Below are 26997 nucleotides of genomic sequence, written 5' to 3' on the forward strand. Positions count from 1 at the left end.
TAGCCGTCACCCGCGTCCAGGAGCTGAGCGCCAGGGGGCGGCAGGGCCTTGAGGTCCACCTTGCGGCTGGGGGTGAGGGGCAGGGCCTCCAGCAGGACGAAGGCGGAGGGCACCATGTGCTCGGGCAGCTTCTCCTTGGCGAGCGCGCGGGCCTCGGCGATGTCCAGGGACTGGCCGGGGTGGGGCACGAGGTAGCCCACCAGGCGCTTGTCGCCGGGGGCGTCCTCGCGCACCAGGGCGACGGCCTGCTGCACGGCGGGGTGCAAGCGCAGGGCGTTCTCCACTTCGCCCAATTCAATGCGGAAGCCGCGCAGCTTCACCTGGGAGTCCAGGCGGCCGAGGAAGTCCAGGCGACCGTCGGGCAGCCAGCGCACCTTGTCGCCGGTGCGGTAGAGGCGCTCGCCGCTGGCGGAGAAGGGGTGGGGGACGAACTTCTCGGCCGTGAGCTCCGGGCGGCCGTGGTAGCCGCGCGCCAGGCCCGGGCCGCCAATGAAGAGCTCCCCGGGCACGCCCACGGGCACCGGCTGCAGCCGCGCGTCGAGCACGAAGAGCTGGGCGTTGGGGATGGCGCGGCCGATGGTGAGGCGCTGAGCGGACACCTCGGTGTCGATGGTGGCGCAGACGGTGATTTCGGTGGGGCCGTACTCGTTGAGGAAGCGGCGGCCGGGCTGCCAGCGCTCGACGAGCTGGGGGGTGCAGGCCTCACCAGCGGAGATGAGGGTGCGCAAGGAGGGCAGCTTGTCCGGCTCGAGCTGGGCGAGGACGGAGGGGGTGAGGATGGCGGCGGTGACGCCCTGGGCCTCCATCAACTCATGCAGGACGGGGCCCGGGAGAATCTGCTCGCGCGTGGCGAGCACGAGGCGGGCGCCGCTGAGCAGGGTGCGGAAGAAGTCGGAGACGGAGGTGTCGAAGCTGAAGGCGGCGAACTGCAGGACGCGGTCGGCCGGAGTGAGCTGGTGGGTGTGGATGGAGGCCAGGGCGGTGTTGCACAGGCCACGGTGGTGCAGCAGGGTGCCCTTGGGGGTGCCGGTGGAGCCCGAGGTGTAGATGACGTAGGCGAGGTGCTCGGGGAGCACGGGCGCGTCAGGCGCGCTCTCGGGCTGGAAGGCGATGAAGGAGTCCCACTCGGCGTCCAGGAGGACGAGCAGCTCGCTCTGGACGGGCAACTCGTCGGCGAGGTGCTCCTGGGTGAGGAGGATGGGGGTGAGCGAGTCGCGCAGCATGAAGGCCAGGCGCTCGGCGGGGTAGGAGGGGTCGAGGGGGACGTAGGCGCCACCGGCCTTGAGGATGCCGAGCAGGCCGACGACCATGTGGAGGGAGCGCTCGACGCACAGGCCGACACGCACGTCGGGGCCGACGCCGAGGGACAGCAGGTGGTGGGCGAGCTGGTTGGCGCGGGCGTCGAGCTGGCGGTAGGTGAGCGACTCCTCACCCATCTGCACGGCGATGGCGTCCGGGGTGCGCTGCGCCTGGGCCTCGAAGAGCTGGTGGGCGAGGGCGTCCTGGGGCAGCTCCAGACGCGTGTCGTTCCACGTCACGAGGATCTGGTGCCGCTCGGCCGCGGTGAGCATCGGCAGCGTGAGCGGATCCTGGGCGGGATGGGCGAGGAAGCCCTCCAGCAGCACCTGCATGTGACCCAGCAGCTGTCCGGCGAGGTCCGCCGTGAACCGCTCGGTCTTGGCCGCGATCTTGATCAACAGCTCCCGACCGGGAATCGCCGTCAGGTTGAGCGGGAAGGTGAAGCGCTCGATGGCATCGAAGTCCCGCACGTCCAGCGTGCTGGAGCGCTCCTTGACGGAGGCGTCGAGCGGGAGGTTCTCGAAGACCAGGATGCTGTCGAACAGCGGCATCCCGCGCGGGACCTCACTCCACGTCTGCACCCGCACGAGCGGGCTGTGCTCGTACTGGCGCATCTCCAACTGCTGCGCCTGGAGCCGCTGCAGCCACGTCACCACCGTGTCCCCGGACTGCATCCGCACGCGCACGGGGAGCGTGTTGATGAACAGGCCCATCGTCTCCCCGGCGCCCTCGAGGTCCGCCGGACGGCCGGACACCGTGGCACCGAAGACGACGTCCCGCTCACCGCTGTAGCGGGCCAGCACCAGGCCCCACGCCGCCTGCACCATGGTGTTCAACGTCACCTGGTGCTGGCGCGCGAACGCCTGCAGCGCCGTGGTGGCGGAGGCGGTGAAGCGAACCCGCCGCTCCTGGTGATCCAACTCGCCCTTCTTCGCGTCCGGCGTCCCGTCTCCCGGCAGCGGGGTGGGCACGGGGAAGCCGGCCAGGGCCTGCCGCCACGCGGCCTCCGTCTGGGCGAAGTCCTGCTTGAGCACCCAGGCGATGTACTCCCGGTAGCGCGGCGCCGGCTCCAGGCCGGGCCGCTCGCCCCGCGCGAACAGCTCGTAGAAGGCGAACAGGTCCTTGAAGAGCAGGCCCAGGCTCCACCCGTCCAACAGCAGGTGGTGGTGCGACCAGACGATGTGGTGGACCCCGTCGGCCAGCCGCATCACGGCCACCCGCATCAGGGGCGCCCGCGTCAGATCGAACCCCCGCGTCCGGTCCTCCGCGAGGAAGGCCTCCAGCCGCATCCGCTGCTCGGGCTCGGACAGCTCGCGCCAGTCCAGCTCCTGCCACGGCAGTTGAGGCCGGGCATGGACCACCTGCACCGGCGCGTCCATCCCCTCCCAGCGGAAGGAGGTCCGCAGGATGGCGTGACGCCCCACCAGGGCCTCCCAGGCCCGCTGGAACACCCGCACGTCCAGGGCCGAGTGGAAGCGCCACGCGGACTGCACCAGGTACACGCCCGTGCCCGGCGCCAGCCGCGCCTGGAAGAGCAGGCCCTGCTGCATGGGGGACAGCGGATAGACGTCCTCCACCGGCTCGCCTGGCGGCAGCACGCGCGCGAGCGCCTCGCGATCGAGCGGCGCGAGCGGGAAGTCGGCCGGGGTGTAGCGCAGCGCATCCGCGGACGTGCGCTGAGTGATGAGCTCCCGGAGCGCGCCCAGGTAGCCCTGGGCGAGCGTCTCCACCGTGGCGCGGGTGTGGAGGTTCTCACTGTAGGTGAACGTCAACCGCAGACGTCCCTCCAGGACGAGTCCGTTCACCTCGAGCAGGTGGGGGCGCGTGCCGTGCTCGCTGGCCGCGGCGCCGCTCGGCTCGCGCGCCAGGGAGAACAGCGTGGAGGCGTTGGCCGCCGTCCCGTCGAACTGGCCCAGGTAGTTGAAGGCCACCTCGGCGCGGGGCAGGGCGCGCAGCCGATCCACGGCCTCGCCCTCACCCAGGTAGCGCAGCAGCCCGTAGCCGAGGCCACGGTCCGGCACCTGCCGCATCGAGTCCCGCACGGTCCGCAGCACGTCGCCCACGCTGGCCCGCGCCGCGGCCTTCAGCCGCACCGGGTACACCGAGGTGAACCAGCCCACCGTGCGCGACAGGTCCACGCCCTCGAAGAGATCCTCGCGGCCGTGACCCTCCAGCTCCACGCGCAGCTCGTCGCCGCCCGTCCAGCGCTGGAAGCCCAGCGCGAGCGCGGCCAGCAGCACCTCGTCGGTGCGGGCACGCCAGGCGGCCGGCACCTCCTGCAACAGCGCGCGCGTCTCCTCCACCTCCAGCTCCACCGTCAGTCCGCGCGCGGAGGCCAGCGTGTTGGCGCCTCCCGGCCCATCCACCGGCAGCGCGCGACCCGTGGGCGCGCACGCCTCCAGCCAGCGCGCCAGCTCGCCCCCGGCCTTCTCCGAGCGCGCGTACGCCCGCAGCTGCTCGGCCCAGGCCTTGAAGGACGTGCTCTTGGGCGGCAGCGTCACCGCCTCGCCCCGGCGCAGCTGCATGCACGCCGTGCTCAAGTCCTCCAGCAGCGTGCGCCACGACACCGTGTCCACCACCAGGTGGTGGATGATCAGCAACAGCCGGGCGGGCCGCGCCGGGCCCAGGTCCATCAGCACCGCGCGCAAGAGCAGCCCCTCGGCCAGCTCCAGGCCGCGCTGCTCCACCGCCGCCGCCCGCTCGATGGCCGCCGGCAGCTCCGCGTCCGGCACGCCCGACAGGTCCACCCGCCGCAGCACCAGCGGACGCTCCACGCCCGTGTTGTGCTGCGCCCACGCGTCGCCCTCGCGGGTGAAGCGCATGCGGAGCGCGTCATGGTGCTCCACCAGCCGCCGCAGTGCCCGCTCCAGGAGCACGGCGTCCAGGCGCTCGCGCACCTCGAGCATCACGGCCTGGTTGTAGTGGTGGGGATCCGGCTGGCCCGACTCGAAGAAGGCCCGCTGGATGGGGGTAAGCGGCACGGTGCCTTGCACCACGCCCTGCTCTCCGGCGGGCGCGCGCGCCTGGCCCACCACGGGCGCCAGCTCGGCGATCGTCTGCCGCTGGAAGAGCTGCTTGGGGGCCAGCTCCAGCCCCGCCTGACGGGCGCGGGCGATCACCTGGAGGCTGACGATGGAGTCGCCGCCCAGCTCGAAGAAGTTGTCGTGGATGCCCACGCGCGCCACACCGAGCACCTTGGCCCAGACGTCGGCCAGGGTCTGCTCGGTGGCGTCACGCGGTGCCACGTAGGGCCTGTCCTCCGCGTTGCGCACCGCCTCCGGCGCGGGCAGCGCCTTGCGGTCCACCTTGCCGTTGGCCGTGAGGGGCAGGGCCTCCAGGCACACGAAGGCCGAGGGCACCATGTACTCGGGCAGCTTCTCCTTGAGGAAGCCGCGCAGCTCGGCCGCCCCGAGCGTCTTGGGGGCCGCCACGTACGCCACCAGCCGCTTGTGGCTCCCGATGTCCTGCCGGGCCACCACCACCGCCTCGCGCACCTCCGGGTGCCCGAGCAGCGCCGTCTCCACCTCCGACAGCTCCACGCGGAAGCCGCGGATCTTCACCTGGCTGTCGATGCGGCCCAGGAACTCCAGCACCCCGTCTGGCCGGAAGCGCGCCAGGTCCCCGGTGCGGTACATCCGCGCGCCGAACTCGGTGGCGAAGGGGTTGGGCAGGAACTTCTCCGCCGTCAGCTCCGGCAGCTCCAGGTAGCCCCGCGCCAGGCCGTCACCGCCGATGTACAGCTCGCCCGGCATGCCCGCCGGCAGCGGGTTCTGGTGGCGATCCAGGATGTAGATCTGCGTGTTGCCGATGGGCCGGCCAATGGGCACGGCGCTGCCCACCTGCTCGGCGCGCGTCATGCGGAAGCAGCTCGCGAAGGTGGTGCTCTCGGTGGGGCCGTAGCAGGCCGTCACCGGGATGCGCAGCTCCTCCAGCGTGCGCCGCACGTGGGGCGCGGACACCACGTCGCCACCGGTGAGCAGCTGCTTCACGGGACGCAGCCCCTCCAGGTTCGCGTCCACCATCTGCGTGAAGAGGCCCGCGGTGAGGTGCAGCGTCGTCACCTGATGGCGCGCGAGCAGCTCCTCCAGCTCCTTCACGTCGCCCGGAGCGTGGGCGGGGAAGAGCACCAGCCGACCGCCGTTGAGCAGGCAGCCCCACACCTCCAGCGTGGAGGCGTCGAAGGAGATGGGCGCGATGAGCAGGAAGGTGTGCCCCTCCCCCAGGTCCGCGTAGTCCACCCCGCGCACCAGCCGCGCCACGGAGCGGTGCTCGATGCACACGCCCTTGGGACGGCCGGTGGAGCCCGAGGTGAAGTCGATATAGGCCAGGTTGCGCGCCGAGGCGCCGCTCTGGGGCGCATGGGTGGGCTCCCGGGCGATGTCCTCGCGGACCTCGTCGAGCAGCACGGCCCGCGCGCCCTGGGTGGGCAGGGCCTCCAGGGAGCGCCGCGTCGTCACCAGCACCTGCGGACGCGCGTCCTCCACCATGGCGACGAGGCGCTCACGCGGGTACGTGGAGTCCAGGGGCACATAGGCGCCACCGGCCTTGAGGATGCCCAGCAGGGAGACGATGAGCTCGGGCGAGCGGTCCACGCACAGGCACACCCGCACGTCCGGACCCACGCCCTGACGGCGCAGGTACCAGGCGAGCTGGTTGGCCCGGGCATCCAGCTCCCGGTACGTCAGTCGCTCGTGCGCGTCCTCCACGGCCACCGCGTCCGGGCGCCGGGCCACCTCGGCCTCGAAGAGCGCGTGCAGCGTGGTGTCACGGGGGAACTCCGTGCGGGTGGCGTTCCACTCGACGAGCACCTGGTGACGCTCGGCCGCGGTGAGCAGGGGGAGCGCCGACAGGCGGGTGTCGGGGGCCGCCGCGATGCCCTCCAGCAGGCACACGAGGTGCCCGGCGAAGCGCGCCGCGGTGCTCGCCTCGAAGAGATCGACGTTGTACTCGAGCCCGCCGCTGAAGCCCTCGGGGCTCTCGCCCATCACCAGGCTGAGGTCGAACTTGGCCGCCTGGCTGTCCACTTCCAGCTGGCTCAGGCTCAGCCCCGGCATGTCCATCGCGGGCGTCTGCGCGTTCTGGAAGGAGAGCATCACCTGGAAGAGCGGCGAGCGGCTCAGGTTGCGCTCTGGCTGCAGCTCGTCCACCAGCTTCTCGAAGGGGACGTCCTGGTGATCGTAGGCGCCCTGGGTCACCTCGCGCACGCGGGCCAGCAGCTCACGGAAGGTGGGGTTGCCCTCCAGGCGCGTGCGCAGCACGAGCGTGTTGACGAAGAAGCCGATGATGCCTTCCAGCTCGCTGCGGCCGCGACCGGCGATGGGCGAGCCGACGCTGATGGCGTCCTGGCCGGTGTAGCGGTGCAGCAGCGTCTGGAAGGCCGCCAAGAGCAGCATGAAGGGCGTGACGCCCTCCTTCTTGGCCAGCTCCTTGAGCGCCGTGGACACCTGGGAGGACAGGCGCACCGGCTCGAGCGCGCCCCGGTGCGTCTGCACCGCCGGGCGGAGGCGATCCGTGGGCAGCTCCAGCGGCTGCTCCGAGCCCGCCAGCTGCGTGCGCCAGTACGCCAGCTGCGCCTCGAGCACCTCGCCCTTGAGCCAGTCGCGCTGCCACGTGGCGTAGTCCGCGTACTGGTGGGACGGATCGGGCAGGGGCAGGGCCTTGCCGCTGGAGAAGCCGCGGTAGAGCGCCGCCATCTCCCGGATGAGGATGCCCATGGACCAGCCGTCGGAGACGATGTGGTGCATCGCCAGCAGCAGCAGGTGATCCTGCTCGCCCAGTTGGAACAGCACCACCCGCAGCAGCGGACCCTGCGCGAGATCGAAGGAGCGCTGAGCCTCCTCGTGCATCAGCCGCAGCGCGTCCTGCTCGCGCGTCGGGGCCGGGACGGCGCGCAGATCCTTCAACTCCAGGCGCGGGGTGAAAGGCGGGGCGATGACCTGCACCGGCGTGCCTTCGTCGTTGCGGAACGTCGTGCGCAGGGCCTCGTGGCGGCGCACCAGCTCGCCGAAACTGCGCTCCAGCGCGCCCAGGTCGAGCGCGCCCCGCAGCCGCACGGCCGCCGGCATGTTGTAGAGCGGGCTGCCCGGCTCGAGCTGATCCAGGAACCACAGGCGCTGCTGGGCGAACGACAGCGGGAAGGAGGACGCCGTGCGCGGCTGGCGCGGAATCTCCTGCCGGGGAGCTTGTCCACCGCGCTCGCGCAGCTTGCGTAGCAGCTGCTCCTGCTTCTCCTTGGGGAGGTTGGCGAGGCGCTTGTAGATGTCACTCATTGTTGGCGGCCTCCTTGAGGCGCTTGTCCTGCGAGTCCGATGGGGTTTCCGACGACGCGTCCTCTGCTTCCATCTCCGCCATGAGCCTTTCCAGCTCATCCGCGTCGATGCCGGAGGCCTGCGCCGTCACGATCTGTTCCGCGAGATTGGCCACCGTGGGCTCGTCGAAGAGCTGGCGCAAAGGCAGCTCCACGCCGAAATCCCGGCGGATACGAGAGACGATCTGGGTGGCCAGCAGCGAGTGGCCGCCCAGCTCGAAGAAGTCGTCGTGGATGCCCACGCGCGTGATGCCGAGCAGCTCCGCCCAGAGCGCGGCCAGCTGCTGCTCGACGTCGTTGCGAGGCTCCACGTAGGGCTTGCCCAGGGTGGGCCGCTCACCATCCAGGGCCGGCAGCGCGGCCACGTCCAGCTTGCCCGAGGAGGTGAGGGGCAGGGCGGAGAGGGGCACGAAGGCCGAGGGCACCATGTACTCGGGCAGGCGGGCCTTGAGGTGCTGGTGCAGGGCGCTGCTGTCCAGGGACTGGCCGGAGGTGGGCACGAGGTAGGCCACCAGGCGCTTGTGGCCCGCGTCCTCGCGCAGCACGACGGCGGCCTGGTGCACCGAGGCGTGCGCGCGCAGGGCGTTCTCCACTTCGCCCAGCTCAATGCGGAAGCCGCGCAGCTTCACCTGGGAGTCCAGGCGGCCGAGGAACTCCAGCTGGCCGTCAGCCAGTCGGCGCACCTTGTCGCCCGTGCGGTAGAGCCGCTCGCCGGTGGAGGCGAAGGGGTTGGGGACGAACCGCTCGGCCGTGAGCTCCGGGCGGCCAAGGTAGCCGCGGGCGAGGCCGGGGCCGGCGACGAAGAGCTCACCGGGGACGCCCACGGGCACCGGGTGCAGATGGGCGTCGAGGACGAAGAGCTGAACGTTGGGCAGGGGCCGACCGATGGAGAGGGGCTGGCCGGGCTGGAGGGCGCCGGTGATGGAGGCGCAGATGGTGACTTCGGTGGGGCCGTAGGCGTTGAGGAAGGAGCGGCCCGGGGCCCAGCGGGCGAGCAGCTCGGGGGAGCAGGCCTCACCGGCGGAGATGAGGGTTTCGAGTCCGGGCAACTGCTGGGGCTCGAGCTGGGAGAGGACGGAGGGGGTGAGGGTGACGGCGCTCACGCGCTGAGAGGTGAGCAGCGAGAGGAGGGGCGCACCGGGGAGGATGTCCTCGCGGGAGGCGAGGACGAGGCAGGCGCCGGCCAGCAGGGTGGAGAACACCTCGCAGACGGAGGCGTCGAAGCTGGAGGCGGCGAACTGCAGGACGCGGCTGCCCGGGTGGAAGCCGTGGGCGGAGGCGGTGGCCAGGCCCGTGTTGCACAGGCCGCGGTGGTGCAGCAGGGTGCCCTTGGGCGTGCCGGTGGAGCCCGAGGTGTAGATGACGTAGGCGAGGTGCTCGGGGAGCACGGGCGCGTCAGGCGCGCTCTCGGGCTGGGCGGAGATGGCGCTCCCGTCCGTGTCCAGGCACAGCACCCGCTGGCCGTCGAGGGGCAGCACGTCGCGGAGTGCCTGCTGGGTGAGCAGCAGCGGCACGGCGGAGTCCTTCACCATGAAGGCCAGACGCTCGCGGGGGTACGCCGGATCCAGCGGCACGTAGGCGCCACCGGCCTTGAGGATGCCGAGGAGGCCGACGACCATGTGGAACGAGCGCTCGATGCACAGACCGACGCGGACCTCGGGGCCGACGCCCAGGGAACGCAAGTGGTGGGCGAGCTGATTGGCGCGGGCGTCGAGCTGGCGGTAGGTGAGCGTCTCCTCGCCCATCTGCACGGCGAGGGCGTCCGGGGTACGTGCCGCCTGAGCCTCGAAGAGCTGATGGGCGAGGGCGTCGCGCGGGTACTCCGCCCGCACGTCGTTCCACCCCACGAGCACCTGCTGGCGCTCGGCCTCGGTGAGCATCGGCAGCGCGGACAGGCGCTGATCGGGATGCGCCGTGGCGGCCTCGAGCAGCACGCGCATGTGGTCGAACAGGCGGCCCACCGTCGACGTGTCGAAGAGATCGACGTTGTAGTCGATGGTGCCGCGGAAGCCCTCGGGCGCATCGGCGAGCGAGAGGATGAGGTCGAAGCGGGCCGTCTGGTTGGCCGACTCGAGCGGGCGCAGGGTGAGCGCGCTCGCGGACGACCCGGTGGTGGCGGGTGCGTTCTGGAAGGCGAACATCACCTGGAAGAGCGGCGAGTAGCTCTGGCTGCGCTGGGGCTTGAGTTCCTCGACGAGCTTCTCGAAGGGGATGTCCTGGTGGGCGTAGGCCCCGAGCGTGGCCTGGCGCACGCGGCCGAGCAGCTCGCGGAAGGAGGGGTTGCCCTCCATGCGGGTGCGCAGCACGAGCGTATTCACGAAGAAGCCGATGAGGCCCTCGGTGTCCGCGTGCGTACGGCCGGCGATGGGCGAGCCGACGCTGATGTCCTGCTGGCCGGAGTAGCGCGAGAGCACGGCGTTGAAGGCCGCGAGCAGCACCATGAAGGGCGTGGTGCCCTCCTGCTGGCCCAGGGTGGTGATGGCGCGCGAGAGCGCCTCGGGCAGCGCGACGGAGTGGCTGGCACCCCGGTACGTCTGCACCGCGGGCCGGGGCCTGTCGGTGGGCAGCTCCAACACCTGGGGCGCGCCGGTGAGGTGCTCACGCCAGTAGGCGAGCTGGGCCTCCAGGGCCTCGTCGCGCAGCCAGCCGCGCTGCCACGCCGCGAAGTCGGCGTACTGCACGGGCAGCTCGGGCAGGGGCGAGGGCTGGCCCGTGGTGAACGCCTGGTACAGGGCCGCGACCTCCTTGACGAGGATGCCCATGGACCAGCCGTCGGAGACGATGTGGTGCATCGTCAGCAGCAGCACGTGCCGCGTCTCCTCGAGCTTCAGCAGCTTCACCCGGAACAGCGGGCCGCGGATGAGATCGAACGGGCGACCGGACTCCTCGTGCGCCAGGCGCCGCGCCTCGTCCTGACGCTCCGTCTCGGAGACGGTGCTCAGATCGATGACGGGCAGGGACAGCGAGACCTCGGAGTGGATGACCTGGACGGCTTCCGCGTCGGTGGCGCGGAAGGTGGTGCGCAGGGCCTCGTGGCGGCGCACCAGCTCCTGGAAGCCGCGCTCCAGGGCGGCCACGTCCAACTCCCCCTCCAGCTCCATCGCGAGCGGGAGATTGTAGGTGGCCTGGCCGGGCTCGAGCTGCTCGAGGAACCAGAGGCGCTGCTGGGCGAAGGACAGGGGCAACTCGCCCGTGCGAGGCACGGGGAGCAGCGGCGGGGCCTGATGGCCGGCGCCGCTCAGACGGGCCTGAAGGGCCAGGGCGATGCCGGCGACGGTGGGCGACTCGAACAGCTCGTTGATGGGCAGGTCCACGCCGAAGGTGGCGCGGATGCGGGAGATGACCTGGGTGGCCAGGAGGGAGTGGCCGCCCAGCTCGAAGAAGTTGTCCTGCAGGCCCACGCGGGCCACGCCGAGCAGCTGGCTCCACTGGGCGGCCAGCAGCTCCTCGGTGGGCGTGCGCGGAGCGAGGTAGCCGTCACCCGCGTCCAGGAGCTGAGCGCCCGGGGGAGGCAGGGCCTTGAGGTCCACCTTGCGGCTGGGGGTGAGGGGCAGGGCCTCCAGCAGGACGAAGGCGGAGGGCACCATGTGCTCGGGCAGCTTCTCCTTGGCGAGGGCGCGGGCCTCGGCGATGTCCAGGGACTGGCCGGGGTGGGGCACGAGGTAGCCCACCAGGCGCTTGTCGCCGGGGGCGTCCTCGCGCACCAGGGCGACGGCCTGCTGCACGGCGGGGTGCGCGCGCAGGGCGTTCTCCACTTCGCCCAATTCAATGCGGAAGCCGCGCAGCTTCACCTGGGAGTCCAGGCGGCCGAGGAAGTCGAGGCGACCGTCGGGCAACCAGCGCACCTTGTCGCCGGTGCGGTAGAGGCGCTCGCCACTGGCGGAGAAGGGGTGGGGGACGAACTTCTCGGCCGTGAGCTCCGGGCGGCCGTGGTAGCCGCGGGCCAGGCCCGGGCCACCGATGAACAGCTCCCCGGGCACACCCACGGGCACCGGCTGCAAGCGTGCGTCGAGCACGAAGAGCTGGGCGTTGGGAATGGCGCGGCCGATGGTGAGGCGCTGGGCGGACACCTCGGTGTCAATCGTGGCGCAGACGGTGATTTCGGTGGGGCCGTACTCGTTGAGGAAGCGGCGGCCGGGCTGCCAGCGCTCGACGAGCTGGGGGGTGCAGGCCTCACCGGCGGAGATGAGGGTGCGCAAGGAGGGCAGCTGGTCCGGCTCGAGCTGGGCGAGGACGGAGGGGGTGAGGATGGCGGCGGTGACGCCCTGGGCCTCCATCAGCTCATGCAGGACGGGGCCGGGGAGAATCTGCTCGCGCGTGGCGAGCACGAGGCGGGCGCCGCTGAGCAGGGTGCGGAAGAAGTCGGAGACGGAGGTGTCGAAGCTGAAGGCGGCGAACTGCAGGACGCGGTCAGCGGGGGAGAGCTGGTGGGTGTGGATGGAGGCCAGGGCGGTGTTGCACAGGCCACGGTGGTGCAGCAGGGTGCCCTTGGGGGTGCCGGTGGAGCCCGAGGTGTAGATGACGTAGGCGAGGTGCTCGGGGAGCACGGGCGCGTGGGGCGCGCTCTCGGGCTGGGAGGCGATGAAGGAGTCCCACTCGGCGTCCAGGAGGACGAGCAGCTCGCTCTGGACGGGCAGCTCGTCGGCGAGGTGTTCCTGGGTGAGGAGGATGGGGGTGAGCGAGTCGCGCAGCATGAAGGCCAGGCGCTCGGCGGGGTAGGAGGGGTCGAGGGGGACGTAGGCGCCACCGGCCTTGAGGATGCCGAGGAGGCCGACGACCATGTGGAGCGAGCGCTCGACGCACAGGCCGACACGCACGTCAGGCCCGACGCCGAGGGACAGCAGGTGGTGGGCGAGCTGATTGGCGCGGGCGTCGAGCTGACGGTAGGTGAGCGACTCCTCACCCATCTGCACGGCGATGGCGTCCGGGGTGCGTGCCGCCTGGGCCTCGAAGAGCTGGTGGGCGAGGACGTCCTGAGGCAGCTCCAGGCGCGTGTCGTTCCAGTCGACGAGGATGCGGCGGCGCTCGGACTCGGAGAGCAGGGGCAGCGCGGACAGACGCTGGTCGGGATGGGCGGCGGCGGCCTCCAGGAGGACCTGGAGGTGGTCGAACATCCGGGCGATGGTGTCCGCCTCGTACAGGTCCGTGCTGTACTCCCACGAGCAGGCGAGTCCCTGCGCCGTGCGGGTGAAGGACAGCGTCATGTCCAGCTTGGACGTGCCGGAGTCCTCGCCCTCCACGTGGCTGAGGGTGAGCCCCGGCAGCTCGAGCGTGGTCTCGGGCGCGTTCTGCAGGATGAGCTTCACCTGGAAGAGCGGCGCATGGGCGAGGCTGCGCTCGGGGTTGAGCTCGCGCACCAGCTCCTCGAAGGGAACGTCCTGGCGGGCGTAGGCCTCGAGCGCGGTGTGGCGCACGCGGCCGAGCAGCTCGCGGAAGGTGGGGTCTCCGGAGAGGTCCCCCCGCATCACGAGCTGGTTGACGAAGAAGCCAATGAGGCCCTCGGTCTCGGCCCGAGTGCGGTTGGCGATGTCCGTGCCCACCACCACGTCCGTCTCGCCGGAGTAGCGGTGCAGCAGCGTCTGGAAGCCCGCGAGCAGCGCCATGAAGAGGGACGAGCCCTCCTCGCGGCCGAGCGCCTCGAGGGCCTCGGCGACCCGGCGAGGCATCACCGCCCGCAGGTGGGCGCCGCGCGAGGACTGCACCGCCGGACGCGCGTGATCCGCGGGGAGCTCGATGACCTGGGGGGCGCCCGCGAGCTGCTGGCGCCAGTAGGCGAGCTGGGTCTCCAGGGCCTCGTCGCGCAGCCAGCCGCGCTGCCACGCCGCGAAGTCGGCGTACTGCACGGGCAGCTCGGGCAGGGGCGAGGGCTCACCCGAGGCGAAGGCCTGGTACAGCGCCGCCACCTCCCGGATGAGCGGGCCGGTGGACCAGCCATCGGAGACGATGTGGTGCATCGTCAGCAGCAGCAGGTGTTCCTGCTCGGACAGCCGCATCAGGGAGACGCGGAAGAGCGGACCCCGCGCCAGGTCGAAGGGCTTGAGGGCCTCTTCGCCCGCCAGCCGCCGGGCCGTCTCTTCCCGCACGTGGGCGTTGAGCGTGCGCAGATCCACGGAGTGCAGGGGCAGCGGTTCGGCCGGGTGGACGATCTGGACGGGCCCGTCCTCTCCGGACTGGAACGTGGTGCGCAGCACCTCCTGGCGCTGGACCAGCGCGTGGAAGGCCTGCTCCAGCGCGGCCTCGTCCAGCGTGCCCTTCAGGCGCACCGCGGCCGAGATGTTGAAGGAGGCATTGCCCGGGTCCATCTGGTCGAGGAACCACAGGCGCTGCTGGGCGAAGGACAGCCGCAGGGCGCCGTCACGGGAGACGGGCACGAGGGGCGGCGCCTCGAGGCCCTTGCTGCCACGCACGGCCTGCTCCACCAGGAGGGTGAGCTCGGCGACGGTGCGCGCCTCGAAGAGGTTGTTCAGGGGCAGCTCCACCCCGAAGACGGTGCGGATGCGGGAGATGACCTGGGTGGCGAAGAGCGAGTGGCCGCCCAGCTCGAAGAAGTCGTCGTGGATGCCCACGCGCTCCACGTTGAGCACCTGCTTCCAGACGTTGGCGAGCAGCTCCTCGCTGGGCGTGCGGGGCGCGACGAAGACGTGCTCGCGCACCTCGGACGCGCCATCCGGCGGGGGCAGGGCCTTGCGGTCCACCTTGCCGTTGGCGGTGAGCGGCAGGGCCTCCATGTTGACGAAGGCGGCGGGCACCATGTACTCGGGCAGTTTGCCCTGCAGGTGCTTGCGCAGCTCCAGCGCGTCCAGGTCGAGACCGGGGCGCGGCACGACGTAGGCCACCAGGCGCTTGTCGCCCGGGACGTCCTCGCGCACCAGCACCACCGCCTGCTTGACGGAGTTGTGGCGGACGAGCGCCTCTTCGATCTCTCCCAGCTCGATGCGGAAGCCGCGCACCTTCACCTGGAAGTCGATGCGCTCGAGGTACTCGATGCGGCCGTCGGCCAGGTAGCGGGCCTTGTCACCGGTGCGGTAGAGCCGGGCGCCGGGTTGGGTGCTGAAGGGGTTGGGGATGAAGCGCTCGGCGGTGAGCTCCGGCCGGCGCAGGTAGCCCACCGCGAGGCTCTCGCCGCCGATGAACAGCTCGCCCGGGACCCCGATGCCCACTGGCCGCAGGTCGCGGTCCAGCAGGTAGACGCGGGTGTTGGAGATGGGCGTGCCGATGGGCGGCAGTCCCCGCTCCTCGCCCTCGGGCGCCACGGGAGCGCAGCTCGCCACCACGGTGCTCTCGGTGGGGCCGTAGTGGTTGACCAGGCGCGTGCGCAGCGCCCGCGACGGACGGCGGCTGAGCCGGTCTCCGCCCGTGAGCAGCACGCGCAGGGCCATGTCCTCGGGCCAGGTCTCCTGCAGGACGGCCTCGGCCAGCGGGGTGGGCAGGAAGCTGAGGGTGATCTTCTCCGAGGCCAGCCACTCCACCAGCCGCGAGGGCATGGCGCGCACGTCCTCGGAGGGCATGTGGATGCTGGCGCCCGCGGTGAGGTAGGGCCACAGCTCCCAGACGGACGCGTCGAAGGCCACGCCGGCCAGCTGGGTGGCCCGGTCCTCGGGCGTCACGGCGTAGGCGCGCTGGTGCCACGTCACCAGGTTCATCAAGCCGCTGTGACGGATCTCCACGCCCTTGGGCTGGCCCGTGGAGCCGGAGGTGTAGATGACGTAGGCGAGGTCCTCCGCGCCGGTGGTGCGCTCGGGCGCCTCCTCGGGGTTGGCGGAGACCATGTCCCAGTCGGTGTCCATGCAGAAAAGCTGCTCGCCCTGGGAGGGCAGCTCGTCGGCGATGTCCGTGAGGGTGACGAGGACGGAGATGCCCGCGTCGCGCACCATGAAGGACAGCCGCTCCATGGGGTACGAGGGATCGAGCGGGACGTAGGCGCCGCCCGCCTTGAGGATGGCGAGCAGGGCGACGACCATGTCCGGGGAGCGCGGCAGGCAGACGCCCGCGAGCGCCCCGCGATCCACGCCCAGCATGCGCAGGTGGTGGGCGAGCTGGTTGGCGCGGCGGTCGAGCGCGTCGAAGGAGAGCGTGCCGGACGCGGAGCCGATCGCCAGCGCCTCGGGCGCGCGACGGGCCTGGGCCTCCACCAGGGTGTGGACACACGTGTCCCGGGGGTAGTCCGTCCCCGTCTCGTTCCACGCCACGAGCACCTGCTGACGCTCGGCCGGGCCCAGCAGCGTGAGCTCCCCCACGTGCTGCTCGGGCCTCGCGGCCATCTGCTCCAGCACGGTGCGCAGCTGCACCAGCAGCCGGTCGACGCTGGCGGCGTCGAAGCGGGGGGCCTTGGCGGACAGCTTGAGCAGCAGCTCCTGGCCGGGCACCACCGTCAGGCCGAGCGGGAAGGTGAACCGCTCCACCGCCTGGAAGTCCCGCACGTCCATGTGCTGGGCCTGCTGCCGCACCGAGGCGTCGATGGGGTAGTTCTCGAACACCATCAGGCTGTCGAAGAGCTGCGTGCCGCGGGGCACCTCGCTCCAGCCCTGCACCTGCACCAGCGGGCTGTGCTCGTACTGACGCAGCTCCACCTGCTGTGTCTGGAGCCCCTGCAGCCAGGCCAACATCGGCTCGGCGGGGGACACGCGCACGCGCAGCGGCAGCGAGTTGATGAACAGGCCCAGCATCGACTCGACGCCGGACAGCTCCGCCGGACGGCCGGACACCGTCACGCCGAAGAGGACGTCCTGCTCACCGCTGTACTGGGCGAGCACCACCGCCCACGCCGCCTGCACCAGCGTGTTCAGGGTGAGCTGGTGCTGGCGCGCGAAGGACTGCAGCGCCGTCGTGGCCGCGGGCGCCAGGCGCAGCTCGCGGTCCCCCAGCTCCTTCCACTCGCTCTCCGGCAGACCGGGCGCGGCGTCCGCCGGCAGCGGCGTCGGCGCGGTGAAACCCTCGAGCGTGCGCCGCCAGAAGGACTCGGCCCGCGACAGCTCCTGCCGCCGCTGCCAGGCGATGTAGTCCCGGAAGGGCGTGGGCCGCTCGAGCCCGAGCGTCTGGCCCTGGGTGAAGGCATCGTAGAGCGGCAGCAGCTCCTTGAAGAGCACGCCGAGGCTCCACCCATCCAGCAGCAGGTGATGGTTGCTGCACACCACCTGGTAGACGTTGTCCTCCATGCGGAGGACGGCCATCCGCATCAGCGGCGCGCGGCTCAGCTGGAAGCCCCGCGCGCGATCCTCCGCGAGGAAGGCCTCGAGCAGCGCGGGACGCTCCGCCTCGGTGTGCGCGCGCCAGTCGTGCTCCCGCCAGGGCAGCTCCACCTTCGCGTGCACCAGCTGCAGCGGCTCCTCCAGCCCCTCCCAGAGGAAGGCCGTGCGCAGGATGGCGTGGCGCTCCACCACCGTCTCCCACGCCTTGCGGAACGCGGGTACGTCCAGCGCCGAGTGGAAGCGCCAGAACGTCTGCACGAAGTACACGCTCCGGTTCGGATCCAGGAGCGACTGGAAGAGCTGACCCTGCTGCATCGGGGAGAGCGGGTAGAGGTCCTCCACCCGCGCACCCGCCGGGAGGATCCGGTCGAGCGTGCGCTGCTCCACCCGGGCCAGGGGGAAGTCGTACGGGGTGTAGCGCTGCGCCTCCGGCGAGTGGCGCTGGGCGATGAGCGTGCGCAGCGCCGTGAGGAAGCCCTCGGCCACGGCCTGGAGGGTGGCCGGGCGGTGGAGGTTGGCGCTGTACGTCCAGGTCAGCCGCAGGCAGCCGTCCTGCACGCGGCTGTTCACCTCGATCAGGTGCGAGCGCAGGCCGCGCTCGTCGCGGGCCGGGCCCCCCCGCTCGGGGGCGAGCGCGAAGGCGGAGGCCTCCGGGGCCGCGTTGTCGAGCTGGCCCAGGTAGTTGAAGCTCACCTCCGCCGCCGACAGCGCGCGCAGGCGCTCGGCCGTGTCCTGGCGCAGGTAGCGCAGCAGCCCGTAGCCGATGCCGCGTCCGGGCACCTGCCGCAGCTGGTGGCGCACCGCCCGCAGCTGCTCCACCGGGCCCGCCGTCTCCGGCAGCTCCAGTTGGACGGGGTAGAGCGAGGTGAACCAGCCCACCGTGCGCGACAGGTCCACGCCCTCGAAGAGATCCTCGCGGCCGTGGCCCTCGAGGTCCACCGTCAGGCGGTTGCCGCCACTCCACTGGCGCAGGCTCTGCGCGAGCGCGGTGAGCAGCACGTCGTTGATCTGCGTGCGGTAGGCGGTCGGCAGCTCCTGCAACAGCGCGCGCGTCTCCGTGGCGTCCAGGGAGACCGTCAGCTCACGCGCCGAGGCCACGGTGTTGGCCCCCGAGGGCTCGTCCATGGGCAGCCGCGCGGTGGACGGGGCGCTCCGCAGCCAGGTGTCCAACTCCTGCTCCACCACGGGGGAGCGGGCGTAGTCGTTCAGGCGCTGGGCCCAGGCCTGGAAGGAGGTGCTCTTGGGCGGCAGGAGGACGGACTCGCCGCGAGACAGCTGCGCGTAGGCCGTGCCCAGGTCCTCGAGCAGGATGCGCCAGGACACGGCGTCCACCACCAAGTGGTGGGCGGCCAGGAGCAACCGGCCCGTGCGTCCCGGGCCCAAGTCCATCAGCGCCGCGCGCAGCAGCAGACCCTCGGAGAGGTCCAGGCCGCGTTGCACCTCGGCCGCCGCGGACTCGAGGGCCTCGGCCCGCTCGGTCTCCGGGACGCCGGAGAGATCCACGCACCGCACGGAGACGGTGCGCTCCACGCCCGCGTTGGTCTGCTCCCAGCCGCCGTCCTTCTGGACGAAGCGCATGCGGAGCGCGTCGTGGTGCTCCACCAGCCGCGACAGGGCCTGCTCCAGCCGCGAGGCCTCCACGGGCTCGCGCAGCTCGAGCAGCACCGGCTGGTTGTAGTGGTGCGGCGCCGGGAGGTTCCACTCGAAGAAGGCGCGCTGGATGGGCGTGAGCGGGACGAGGCCCTGGACGGGACCCTGCTCTCCCGCGCTCTGGGCCGAGCCCACTACCGCGGCGAGGGCGGCGATCGTCTGGTTCTGGAAGAGCTGCTTGGGGTTGAGCTCCAGGCCCTTCTGGCGGGCGCGGGCGATCACCTGGATAGCGATGATGGAGTCGCCGCCCAGCTCGAAGAAGTCGTCGTGGATGCCCACGCGCTCGATGCCGAGCAGCTCGGACCAGACGGCGGCCAGCCGGCGCTCGACGTCATTGCGAGGCTCCGCGTAGGGCTTGCCCAGGGAGGGACGCTCACCATCCAGGGCCGGCAGCGCGGCCACGTCCAACTTGCCCGAGGAGGTGAGGGGCAGGGCGGAGAGGGGCACGAAGGCCGAGGGCACCATGTACTCGGGCAGCCGGGCCTTGAGGTGCTGGTGCAGGGCGCTGCTGTCCAGGGACTGCCCGGAGGCGGGCACGAGGTAGGCCACCAGCCGCTTGTGGCCGGAGTCCTCGCGCAGCACGACGGCGGCCTGGTGCACCGAGGCATGCGCGCGCAGGGCGTTCTCCACTTCGCCCAACTCAATGCGGAAGCCGCGCAGCTTCACCTGGGAGTCCAGGCGGCCGAGGAACTCCAGCTGGCCGTCAGCCAGTCGGCGCACCTTGTCGCCCGTGCGGTAGAGCCGCTCGCCGTGGGAGGCGAAGGGGTTGGGCACGAAGCGCTCGGCCGTGAGCTCCGGGCGGCCGAGGTAGCCACGAGCGAGGCCGGGGCCGGCGACGAAAAGCTCACCGGGGACGCCCACGGGCACCGGGTGCAGGTGGGCGTCGAGGACGAAGAGCTGAACGTTGGGCAGGGGCCGGCCGATGGAGAGGGGCTGGCCGGGCTGGAGGGCGCCGGTGATGGAGGCGCAGATGGTGACTTCGGTGGGGCCGTAGGCGTTGAGGAAGGAGCGGCCCGGGGCCCAGCGGGCGAGCAGCTCGGGAGAGCAGGTCTCACCGGCGGAGATGAGGGTTTCGAGTCCGGGCAGCTGCTGGGGCTCGAGCTGGGAGAGGACGGAGGGGGTGAGGGTGACGGCGCTCACGCGCTGGGAGGTGAGCAGCGAGAGGAGGGGCGCACCGGGGAGGATGTCCTCGCGGGAGGCGAGGACGAGGCAGGCGCCGGCCAGCAGGGTGGAGAACACCTCGCAGACGGAGGCGTCGAAGCTGGAGGCGGCGAACTGTAGGACGCGGCTGCCCGGGTGGAAGCCGTGGGCGGAGGCGGTGGCCAGGCCCGTGTTGCACAGGCCGCGGTGGTGCAGCAGGGTGCCCTTGGGGGTGCCCGTGGAGCCCGAGGTGTAGATGACGTAGGCGAGGTGCTCGGGCAGGACGGGGGCCTGGGGCGAACTCTCGGGCTGGGCGGCGATGAAGGTGTCCCACTCGGCATCCAGGAGGACGAGCAGCTCGCTTTGAACGGGCAGCTCGTCGGCGAGGTGTTCCTGGGTGAGGAGGATGGGAGTGAGCGAGTCGCGCAGCATGAAGGCCAGGCGCTCGGCGGGGTAGGAAGGGTCGAGGGGGACGTAGGCGCCACCGGCCTTGAGGATGCCGAGGAGGCCGACGACCATGTGGAGGGAGCGCTCGACACACAGGCCGACGCGCACGTCGGGCCCGACGCCCAGGGACAGCAGGTGATGGGCGAGCTGATTGGCGCGGGCGTCGAGCTGACGGTAGGTGAGGCTGTCCTCGCCCATCTGCACGGCGACGGCGTCGGGGGTGCGCTGGGCCTGCGCCTCGAAGAGCTGGTGGGCGAGGGCGTCGCGCGGGTACTCCGCCCGCACGTCGTTCCACCCCACGAGCACCTGCTGGCGCTCGGACTCGGAGAGCAGGGGCAGCGCGGACAGCCGCTGCTCAGGGTGTGAAGCCGCGGCCTCCAGGAGGACCTGGAGGTGGTCGAACATCCGGGCGATGGTGTCCGCCTCGTACAGGTCCGTGCTGTACTCGCACAGGCAGGACAGGCCCTCGGCGGTCTCGTGGATGGCGAGCGTGAGATCGAACTTCGCCGCGCCAGTGCCGCTCTCCGCGCTGCGCACGGTGAGACCCGGCAGCCGGACCTCGGACGTGGGCGCGTTCTGGAGGACGAGCTTCACCTGGAAGAGCGGCGCGTGGGCGAGGCTGCGCTCGGGGTTGAGCTCGCGCACCAGCTCCTCGAAGGGAACGTCCTGGTGGGCGTAGGCGCCGAGCGCGGTGTGGCGCGCGCGGCCGAGCAGCTCGCGGAAGGTGGGGTCTCCGGAGAGGTCACCCCGCATCACGAGCTGGTTGATGAAGAAGCCGATGAGGCCCTCGGTGTCCGCGTGGGTGCGGCCGGCGATGTCCGTGCCCACCACGATGTCCGTCTGGCCCGAGTAGCGCGAGAGCAGCGTCTGGAAGCCCGCGAGCAGCGCCATGAAGGGCGTGGTGCCCTCGCGCTGGCAGAGCGCGGTGAGCGCGTCCGACACCGTCCGGGGCATCAGCCGGGTGAGGGTGGCGCCGCGGAACGACTGCACCGGAGGCCGAGGCTTGTCGGTGGGCAGCTCCAGCACCTTGGGTGCGTGGGCGAGCTGCTGGCGCCAGTAGGCCAGCTGCGTCTCGAGCGCCTCACCCTGGAGCCAGTCCCGCTGCCAGGCGGCGTAGTCGGCGTACTGCACGGACAGGGCGGGCAGGGGCGAGGACCGGCCCGAGGAGAAGGCGTCGTAGAGGGCGCCCACCTCGCGCACGAGCACGCCCATGGACCAGCCGTCGGCGACGATGTGGTGCATCGTCAGCAGCAACACGTGCCGGGTGTCCTCGAGCTTGAGCAGCTTCAGCCGCAGCAGCGGACCCCGGATGAGGTCGAAGGGCCTCTGGGCCTCCTCGCGCGCCAGGCGTCGCTCCTCTGCCTCACGCTCGGCCTGGGGCAGCCCAGCCAGATCGATGACGGGCAGGGGCAGCGCGACCTCGGCGTGGATGACCTGGACGGGCTCCTTCTCCGTGGCGCGGAAGGTGGTGCGCAGGGACTCGTGGCGCTGCACCAGTGCCTGGAAGCCGCGCTCCAGGGCGGACACGTCGAGCGTGCCCTCGAGCTGGACGGAGGCCGCCATGTTGTAGGTGGCCAGGCCGGGCTCGAGCTGCTCGAGGAACCACAAGCGCTGTTGCGCGAACGACAGGGGCAGTGCGTCCGTACGCGCCACGGGGCGCAGCGCGGGCAACTGCCCACCCTGACCCGAGCGCAGGGACGTGTCGATCTTGAGCGCGAGCGCCTCGAGGGTGGGGGCCTCGAAGAGGACGCGCAGGGGCAACTCCACGCGGAAGGCGGCGCGGACGCGGGAGACGACCTGCGTGGCCAGCAGCGAGTGGCCCCCCAGCTCGAAGAAATGATCACCACTGCCCACGCGCTCCACGCCGAGCACCTGGCTCCACAGAGAGGCGAGGAGCTGCTCGGTGGGGTTGCGCGGGGCGACGAAGGCGCGCGTCTCGGAGCGGCTGGCCTCGGGGGCGGGCAAGGCCTTGCGGTCCACCTTGCCGTTGGGCGAGAGGGGCAGGGCGGAGAGGGCCACGAAGGCCGAGGGCACCATGTACTCGGGCACCTGACGCGCCAGGAAGGCGCGCAGTTCGGCGACGTCCACGGATTGGCCGGGGCGAGCCACGAGGTAGGCGACGAGGCGCTTGTCGCCGGGCACGTCCTCACGCGCGAGGGTGAGCACGTCCTGGACGGCGGGGTGCTGGGCGAGCACGGCGTCCAGCTCCCCCAACTCAATCCGGAAGCCGCGCACCTTCACCTGGTGGTCGAGGCGACCGAGGTACTCCAGGGTGCCGTCGGCCAGCAGGCGCACCTTGTCACCGGTGCGGTACATGCGGGCGCCGGTGGCGAAGGGGTTGGGCAGGAAGCGCTCGGCGGTGAGCTCCGGACGGCCGAGGTAACCACGGGCCAGGCCCAGGCCGGAGAGGTACAGCTCGCCGGGGACACCCACGGGCACGGGCTGCCACTGCGCGTCCAGGACGTAGGCCTGGGTGTTGGCCAGGGGCCGGCCGATGGGAGGCGAGGCCTCCTCGCGGCGCATGAGGGCGAAGGTGGAGTAGGTGGTGTCCTCGGAGGGCCCGTAGAGGTTGTAGAGCCGCTGCACGCCGGTGGACTGGTACACCTGCCGCACGAGGGCGCCGGAGAGCGCTTCACCGGCGAGGTTGACGGTGAGGACAGAGGCGGGCACCGCGCCGAGGCGCACGAGGTGAGCCATGGCGGAGGGGACGGTGTTGACGAGCGTCACCTCGGAGGCGGCGGGCAGCTCGGCCAGGTGCAGGGCGTCACGGGCGAGCACGACGGCGCCGCCGCAGCTCAGGGGGGCGAAGAGCTCGAAGACGGACAGGTCGAAGCAGATGGAGGTAGCGGCCAGGGTGCCGGCCAACTCCTCGCGCGAGAAGACGCCCAGGGCCCAGTGCAGGAAGACAACGGCGCCCCGGTGCTGCAGCGCCACGCCCTTGGGACGGCCCGTGCTGCCCGAGGTGTAGATGAGGTAGGCGAGGTTGTCGGCGCCGACGGGGGAGACAGGGTTGGAGTCGGGCTCGGCCGCGAAGAGGTGGGCGTCGGTGTCCAGGCGCAGCAGGGAGGACGCGGAGAGGCCGAGGGCGTCAGCCAGGTGGGACTGGGTGAGGAGCAGGCCACCGGAGGCGTCCTGGAGCATGAAGGCCAGGCGCTCGCGGGGGTAGGCGGGGTCGAGGGGGACGTAGGTGCCACCGGCCTTGAGAATGGCGAGCAGGGCGGTGGGCAGCAGCTCGGAGCGCTCGAGGCAGACGCCGACGCGCACCTCGGGACCGACGCCGAGGCGGCGCAGGTAGTGGGCGAGGCGGTTGGCGCGGGCGTTGAGCTCGCGGTAGGTGAGGCGCACGTCGCCGGCGACGAGGGCGGTGGCGTCGGGGGTGCGCGCCACCTGGGCCTCGACGAGGTGGTGGAGGCAGGCGTCCTGGGCGTAGTCGGCCTGGGTGGCGTTCCAGTCGACGAGCACCTGCTGGCGCTCGGGAGCGGAGAGCAGGGGCAGGGCGGACAGGGACAACTCGGGCGAGGCGGTGGCGGCCTCCAACAGCACCTGGAGGTGGCCCACCAGGCGCGCGGCCGTGGCCTGCTCGAACAGGTCGGTGTTGTACTCCAGGGAGCCCGTGAAGCCCTGCTCGGAGTCGACGAGGGAGAGGGTGAGGTCGAACTTCGAGGTGAGGGTCTCCACCGCGAGTTCACGCGTGGAGGTGATGCCCGGGAGTTCCAGGTCGGGCAGGGGATCCTGCCGCAGGGCGAGCATCACCTGGAAGAACGGCGAGCGGCTGAGATCGCGCTGAGGCTTGAGCTCCTCGACGAGCTTCTCGAAGGGGACGTCCTGGTGGGCGTAGGCGTCGAGGGCCGTCTGGCGCGCGCGGCCGAGCAGCTCGCGGAAGGACGGATTGCCTTCCAGACGCGTGCGCAGCACCAGCGTGTTGGCGAAGAAGCCGATGAGGCCCTCGGTGCCGGCATGGGCGCGGCCGGCGATGGGCGTGCCGACGGTGAGGTCCTGCTGGCCGGAGTAGCGCGAGAGCACGGCGTTGAAGGCCGCGAGCAGCACCATGAAGGGCGTGGCGCCCTCGCGCTGGGCCAGGGTGTTGATGGCACGCGACAGGTCCGCGGGCAGCCGCACGGGCTGGCTGGCGCCGCGATACGACTGCACGGCGGGCCGAGCCTTGTCGGTGGGCAGCTCCAGCGCCTGGGGGGCCTCGGCGAGCTGCTGGCGCCAATATGTGAGCTGGGATTCCAGCGTCTCGCCCCACAGCCACTCACGCTGCCAGGCGGCGTAGTCGGCGTACTGCAGGGGCAGCTCGGCCAGCGGCGCGGGCTGGCCCGAGGCGAAGGCCCGGTAGAGCGCGGCCACCTCGCGGATGAGCACGCCCATGGACCAGCCGTCGGAGATGATGTGGTGCATCGTCAGCACGAGGACGTGCTGGGTCTCCCCGAGCTGAAGCAGCTTCACGCGCAGCAGCGGACCCCGGGCGAGGTCGAAGGGACGCCGCGCCTCCTCGCGCGCGAGGTGTTCCACCCGCGCTTCGTGCTCGGCCGCCGGGTATTGCGCGAGGCGCTCGACGGAGACCGTGATGTCCAGGGACGGGGCGATCTTCTGGACCGGCGTGCCCCCGGCTTCCACGAAGGTGGTGCGCAGGGACTCGTGCCGGTGGACGAGCTCGGCGAAGGCGCGCTCCAGGGCGGACACGTCGAGCGTGCCCTCCAGCCGCACCGCGGCGGGAATGTTGTAGAGCGGGCTGCCGGGCTCGAGCTGGTCGAGGAACCACAGGCGCTGCTGGGCGAAGGACAGCGGCGACTCACCCGTGTGCGCGCGCCGCGAGGGCTTCGCGTTGACGTCCCGGGTCCGGTTCGAGAACAGGTGGCTGGCCAGCTCGGCGATGGTCGGCCCCTGCAACAGCAGCTGCAGCGGCAGCTTCATGCCCAGGGTCCGCTCGACCTCGTGGGACAGCTCCACGGAGGCCAGCGAGTCCAGGCCGAAGCGGGTGAGCGGCTCGGTGACGCCGAGCTCCTGGCGCGCCACGCGCAGGCGCGCGGAGATCCAGCCCTGCATCCAGGACTCGATGCCCTGGCGCGTGGTCAGATCCTCCGGGGCGACGGGCGCCTCGGGCTGTCCGGCGGTGCTCGCGCCTTCCGCGAGGCTCCAGGCGTGCACCACCTGGAGCGAGCCCTCGACGAAGCCCGTGCGGCAGGCGCGGCGCTGGATCTTGCCGCTGGACGTCTTGAAGATGCTGCCCGGCTCGATGAGCACCAGGGCATGCAACTGCACCTCGTGCAGCTCGGCCACGCGCTGGCGCACGGTGGCCACGAGCGACTCGATGGGCTCGCGCAGCTTGCGCTGATCCACCTCGTGCACGACGACCAGCCGCTCCTCACCCGCCTGCTCCACGGCGAAGGCGGCCACGCACCCGGGACGCAGGGCCGGGTGGCTCTTCTCCACCGTCAGCTCGATGTCCTGGGGGTAGTGGTTCCGGCCACGGATGATGATGAGATCCTTGAGGCGGCCGGTGATGAACAGCTCGCCGTCCTGGAAGACGCCGAGGTCGCCCGTGCGCAGGAAGGGCCCCTGGCCGTCCGCGGTGTGCGCGAGGAAGGTGAGGGTGCTCTCCTCGGGACGCCGCCAGTAGCCCTGGGCCACGCTGGGGCCGGAGAGCCAGACCTCGCCCACGCTGCCCTCGGCGTGCCGGGTACGCGAGGTGGGCTCCACGATCAGCAGCTCGTGGCCGGGCAGGGACTGGCCGCAGCTCACCATCTGGTGCGCGGGCTTGCCTTCCTGCGCCGGGGCCACCTGGTTGCGCTCGAGCGCCGCGGCATCCAGCGAGCGCTGCAGCGGCGCGCGACCCTGGGGTCCACCGGAGGCGATGAGCGTTCCCTCGGCGAGGCCGTAGCAGGGGTAGATGGCCTCGCGCCGGAAGCCGCACGGACCGAACGCGTCGACGAAGCGGTCGAGCGTGTCCACGCGGATGGGCTCGGCGCCGCAGAAGGCGACCTCCCAGCTGCGCAGGTCCAGCGTGGCGCGCTCCTCGGGGGAGATCCGGCGCACGCACAGATCGAAGGCGAAGTTGGGGCCGCCGCTGATGGTGCCGCCGTAGCGCGAGATGGCCTCCAGCCACCGCAGGGGCGTCTTGAGGAAGCTCAGCGGGGACAACAGGGCGGTGTGCATGCCCTTGTAGAGCGGCTCGAGGATGCCGCCGATGAGCCCCATGTCGTGGTAGGGCGGCAGCCAGATGACACCCACGCTGTCGGCGCGCGCCTGGAAGGCGTGGGAGATGAGCTCCAGGTTGTTGAGCAGGTTGGCGTGCGAGAGCATCACGCCCTTGGGCGTGCCCGTGGAGCCGGAGGTGTACTGGAGGAAGGCCAGCGTGCCGGACTCCAGGACCGGACGGCGCCAGGCGTCCTCGGTGCCGGCGGCGAGCTCATCCGTGGCGAGCCAGTGCAGGGCGCGCAGCTCGGGGGCCTGCTCGAAGAGGAACTCGCCCATGGAGGCGATGAAGGAGGTGGTGAGCACCACCTTGGCCTGGGCGTCGTCGATGATGGCCTGCAGGCGGGGCAGGGTGCGGCCGAGGCGCGACGGGTCCGGCGGATAGGCCGGGACCGCGATGAGGCCGGCGTAGAGGCAGCCGAAGAAACCGGTGACGTAGTCCAACCCCGGAGGGTAGAGCAGCATCACGCGCTCGCCCGGGGCGGCCACTTGCTGGAGCGCGACGGCGATGCGGCGGGCGCGCTGCTCCAGTCCGGCGAAGGTGAGCGTGGCCTCTTCGGCGCCCGCGTCATCCAGGAAGGTGTAGAGGCGCTGATCCGGCGTCTCGGAGGCGCGCTGGGTGAGCAGATCCAGAAGCGTGGAGCGGTGGGGCGCGCGGCTCGGGGAGTTCATGGGTGCCTCATCCAGAAGGGTCGAGAGGCTCGGGGGAGCGGCGCTCTCGGTTGGAATTTCTTGAAGTCGTGGAAGTCGAGAATCCGCGGACAGTGG

General features: G+C 71.7%; 2 protein-coding genes (1 of these 2 cut by a window edge). Both read right to left on the reverse strand.

The window, feature by feature from the left end; all coding sequences use genetic code 11:
• Positions 1-7568: the beginning of a non-ribosomal peptide synthetase gene (locus tag I3V78_RS14160; protein WP_204488109.1), read on the reverse strand. 23299 nt of this gene lie to the left of the window's left edge; the window shows 7568 of its 30867 coding nt (coding positions 1-7568); its start codon is at positions 7566-7568; its stop codon lies beyond the left edge, outside the window.
• Complete coding sequence (locus I3V78_RS14165) at positions 7561-26901, reverse strand: non-ribosomal peptide synthase/polyketide synthase (protein WP_204488111.1); 19341 nt, start codon at positions 26899-26901, stop codon at positions 7561-7563. Before I3V78_RS14165 ends, I3V78_RS14160 begins: the two co-directional genes overlap by 8 nt.
• Between the last annotated feature and the right edge of the window lie 96 nt (positions 26902-26997).

Origin of the sequence: Archangium primigenium (assembly GCF_016904885.1) — a bacterium.
GTDB classification, from domain to species: domain Bacteria; phylum Myxococcota; class Myxococcia; order Myxococcales; family Myxococcaceae; genus Cystobacter; species Cystobacter primigenius.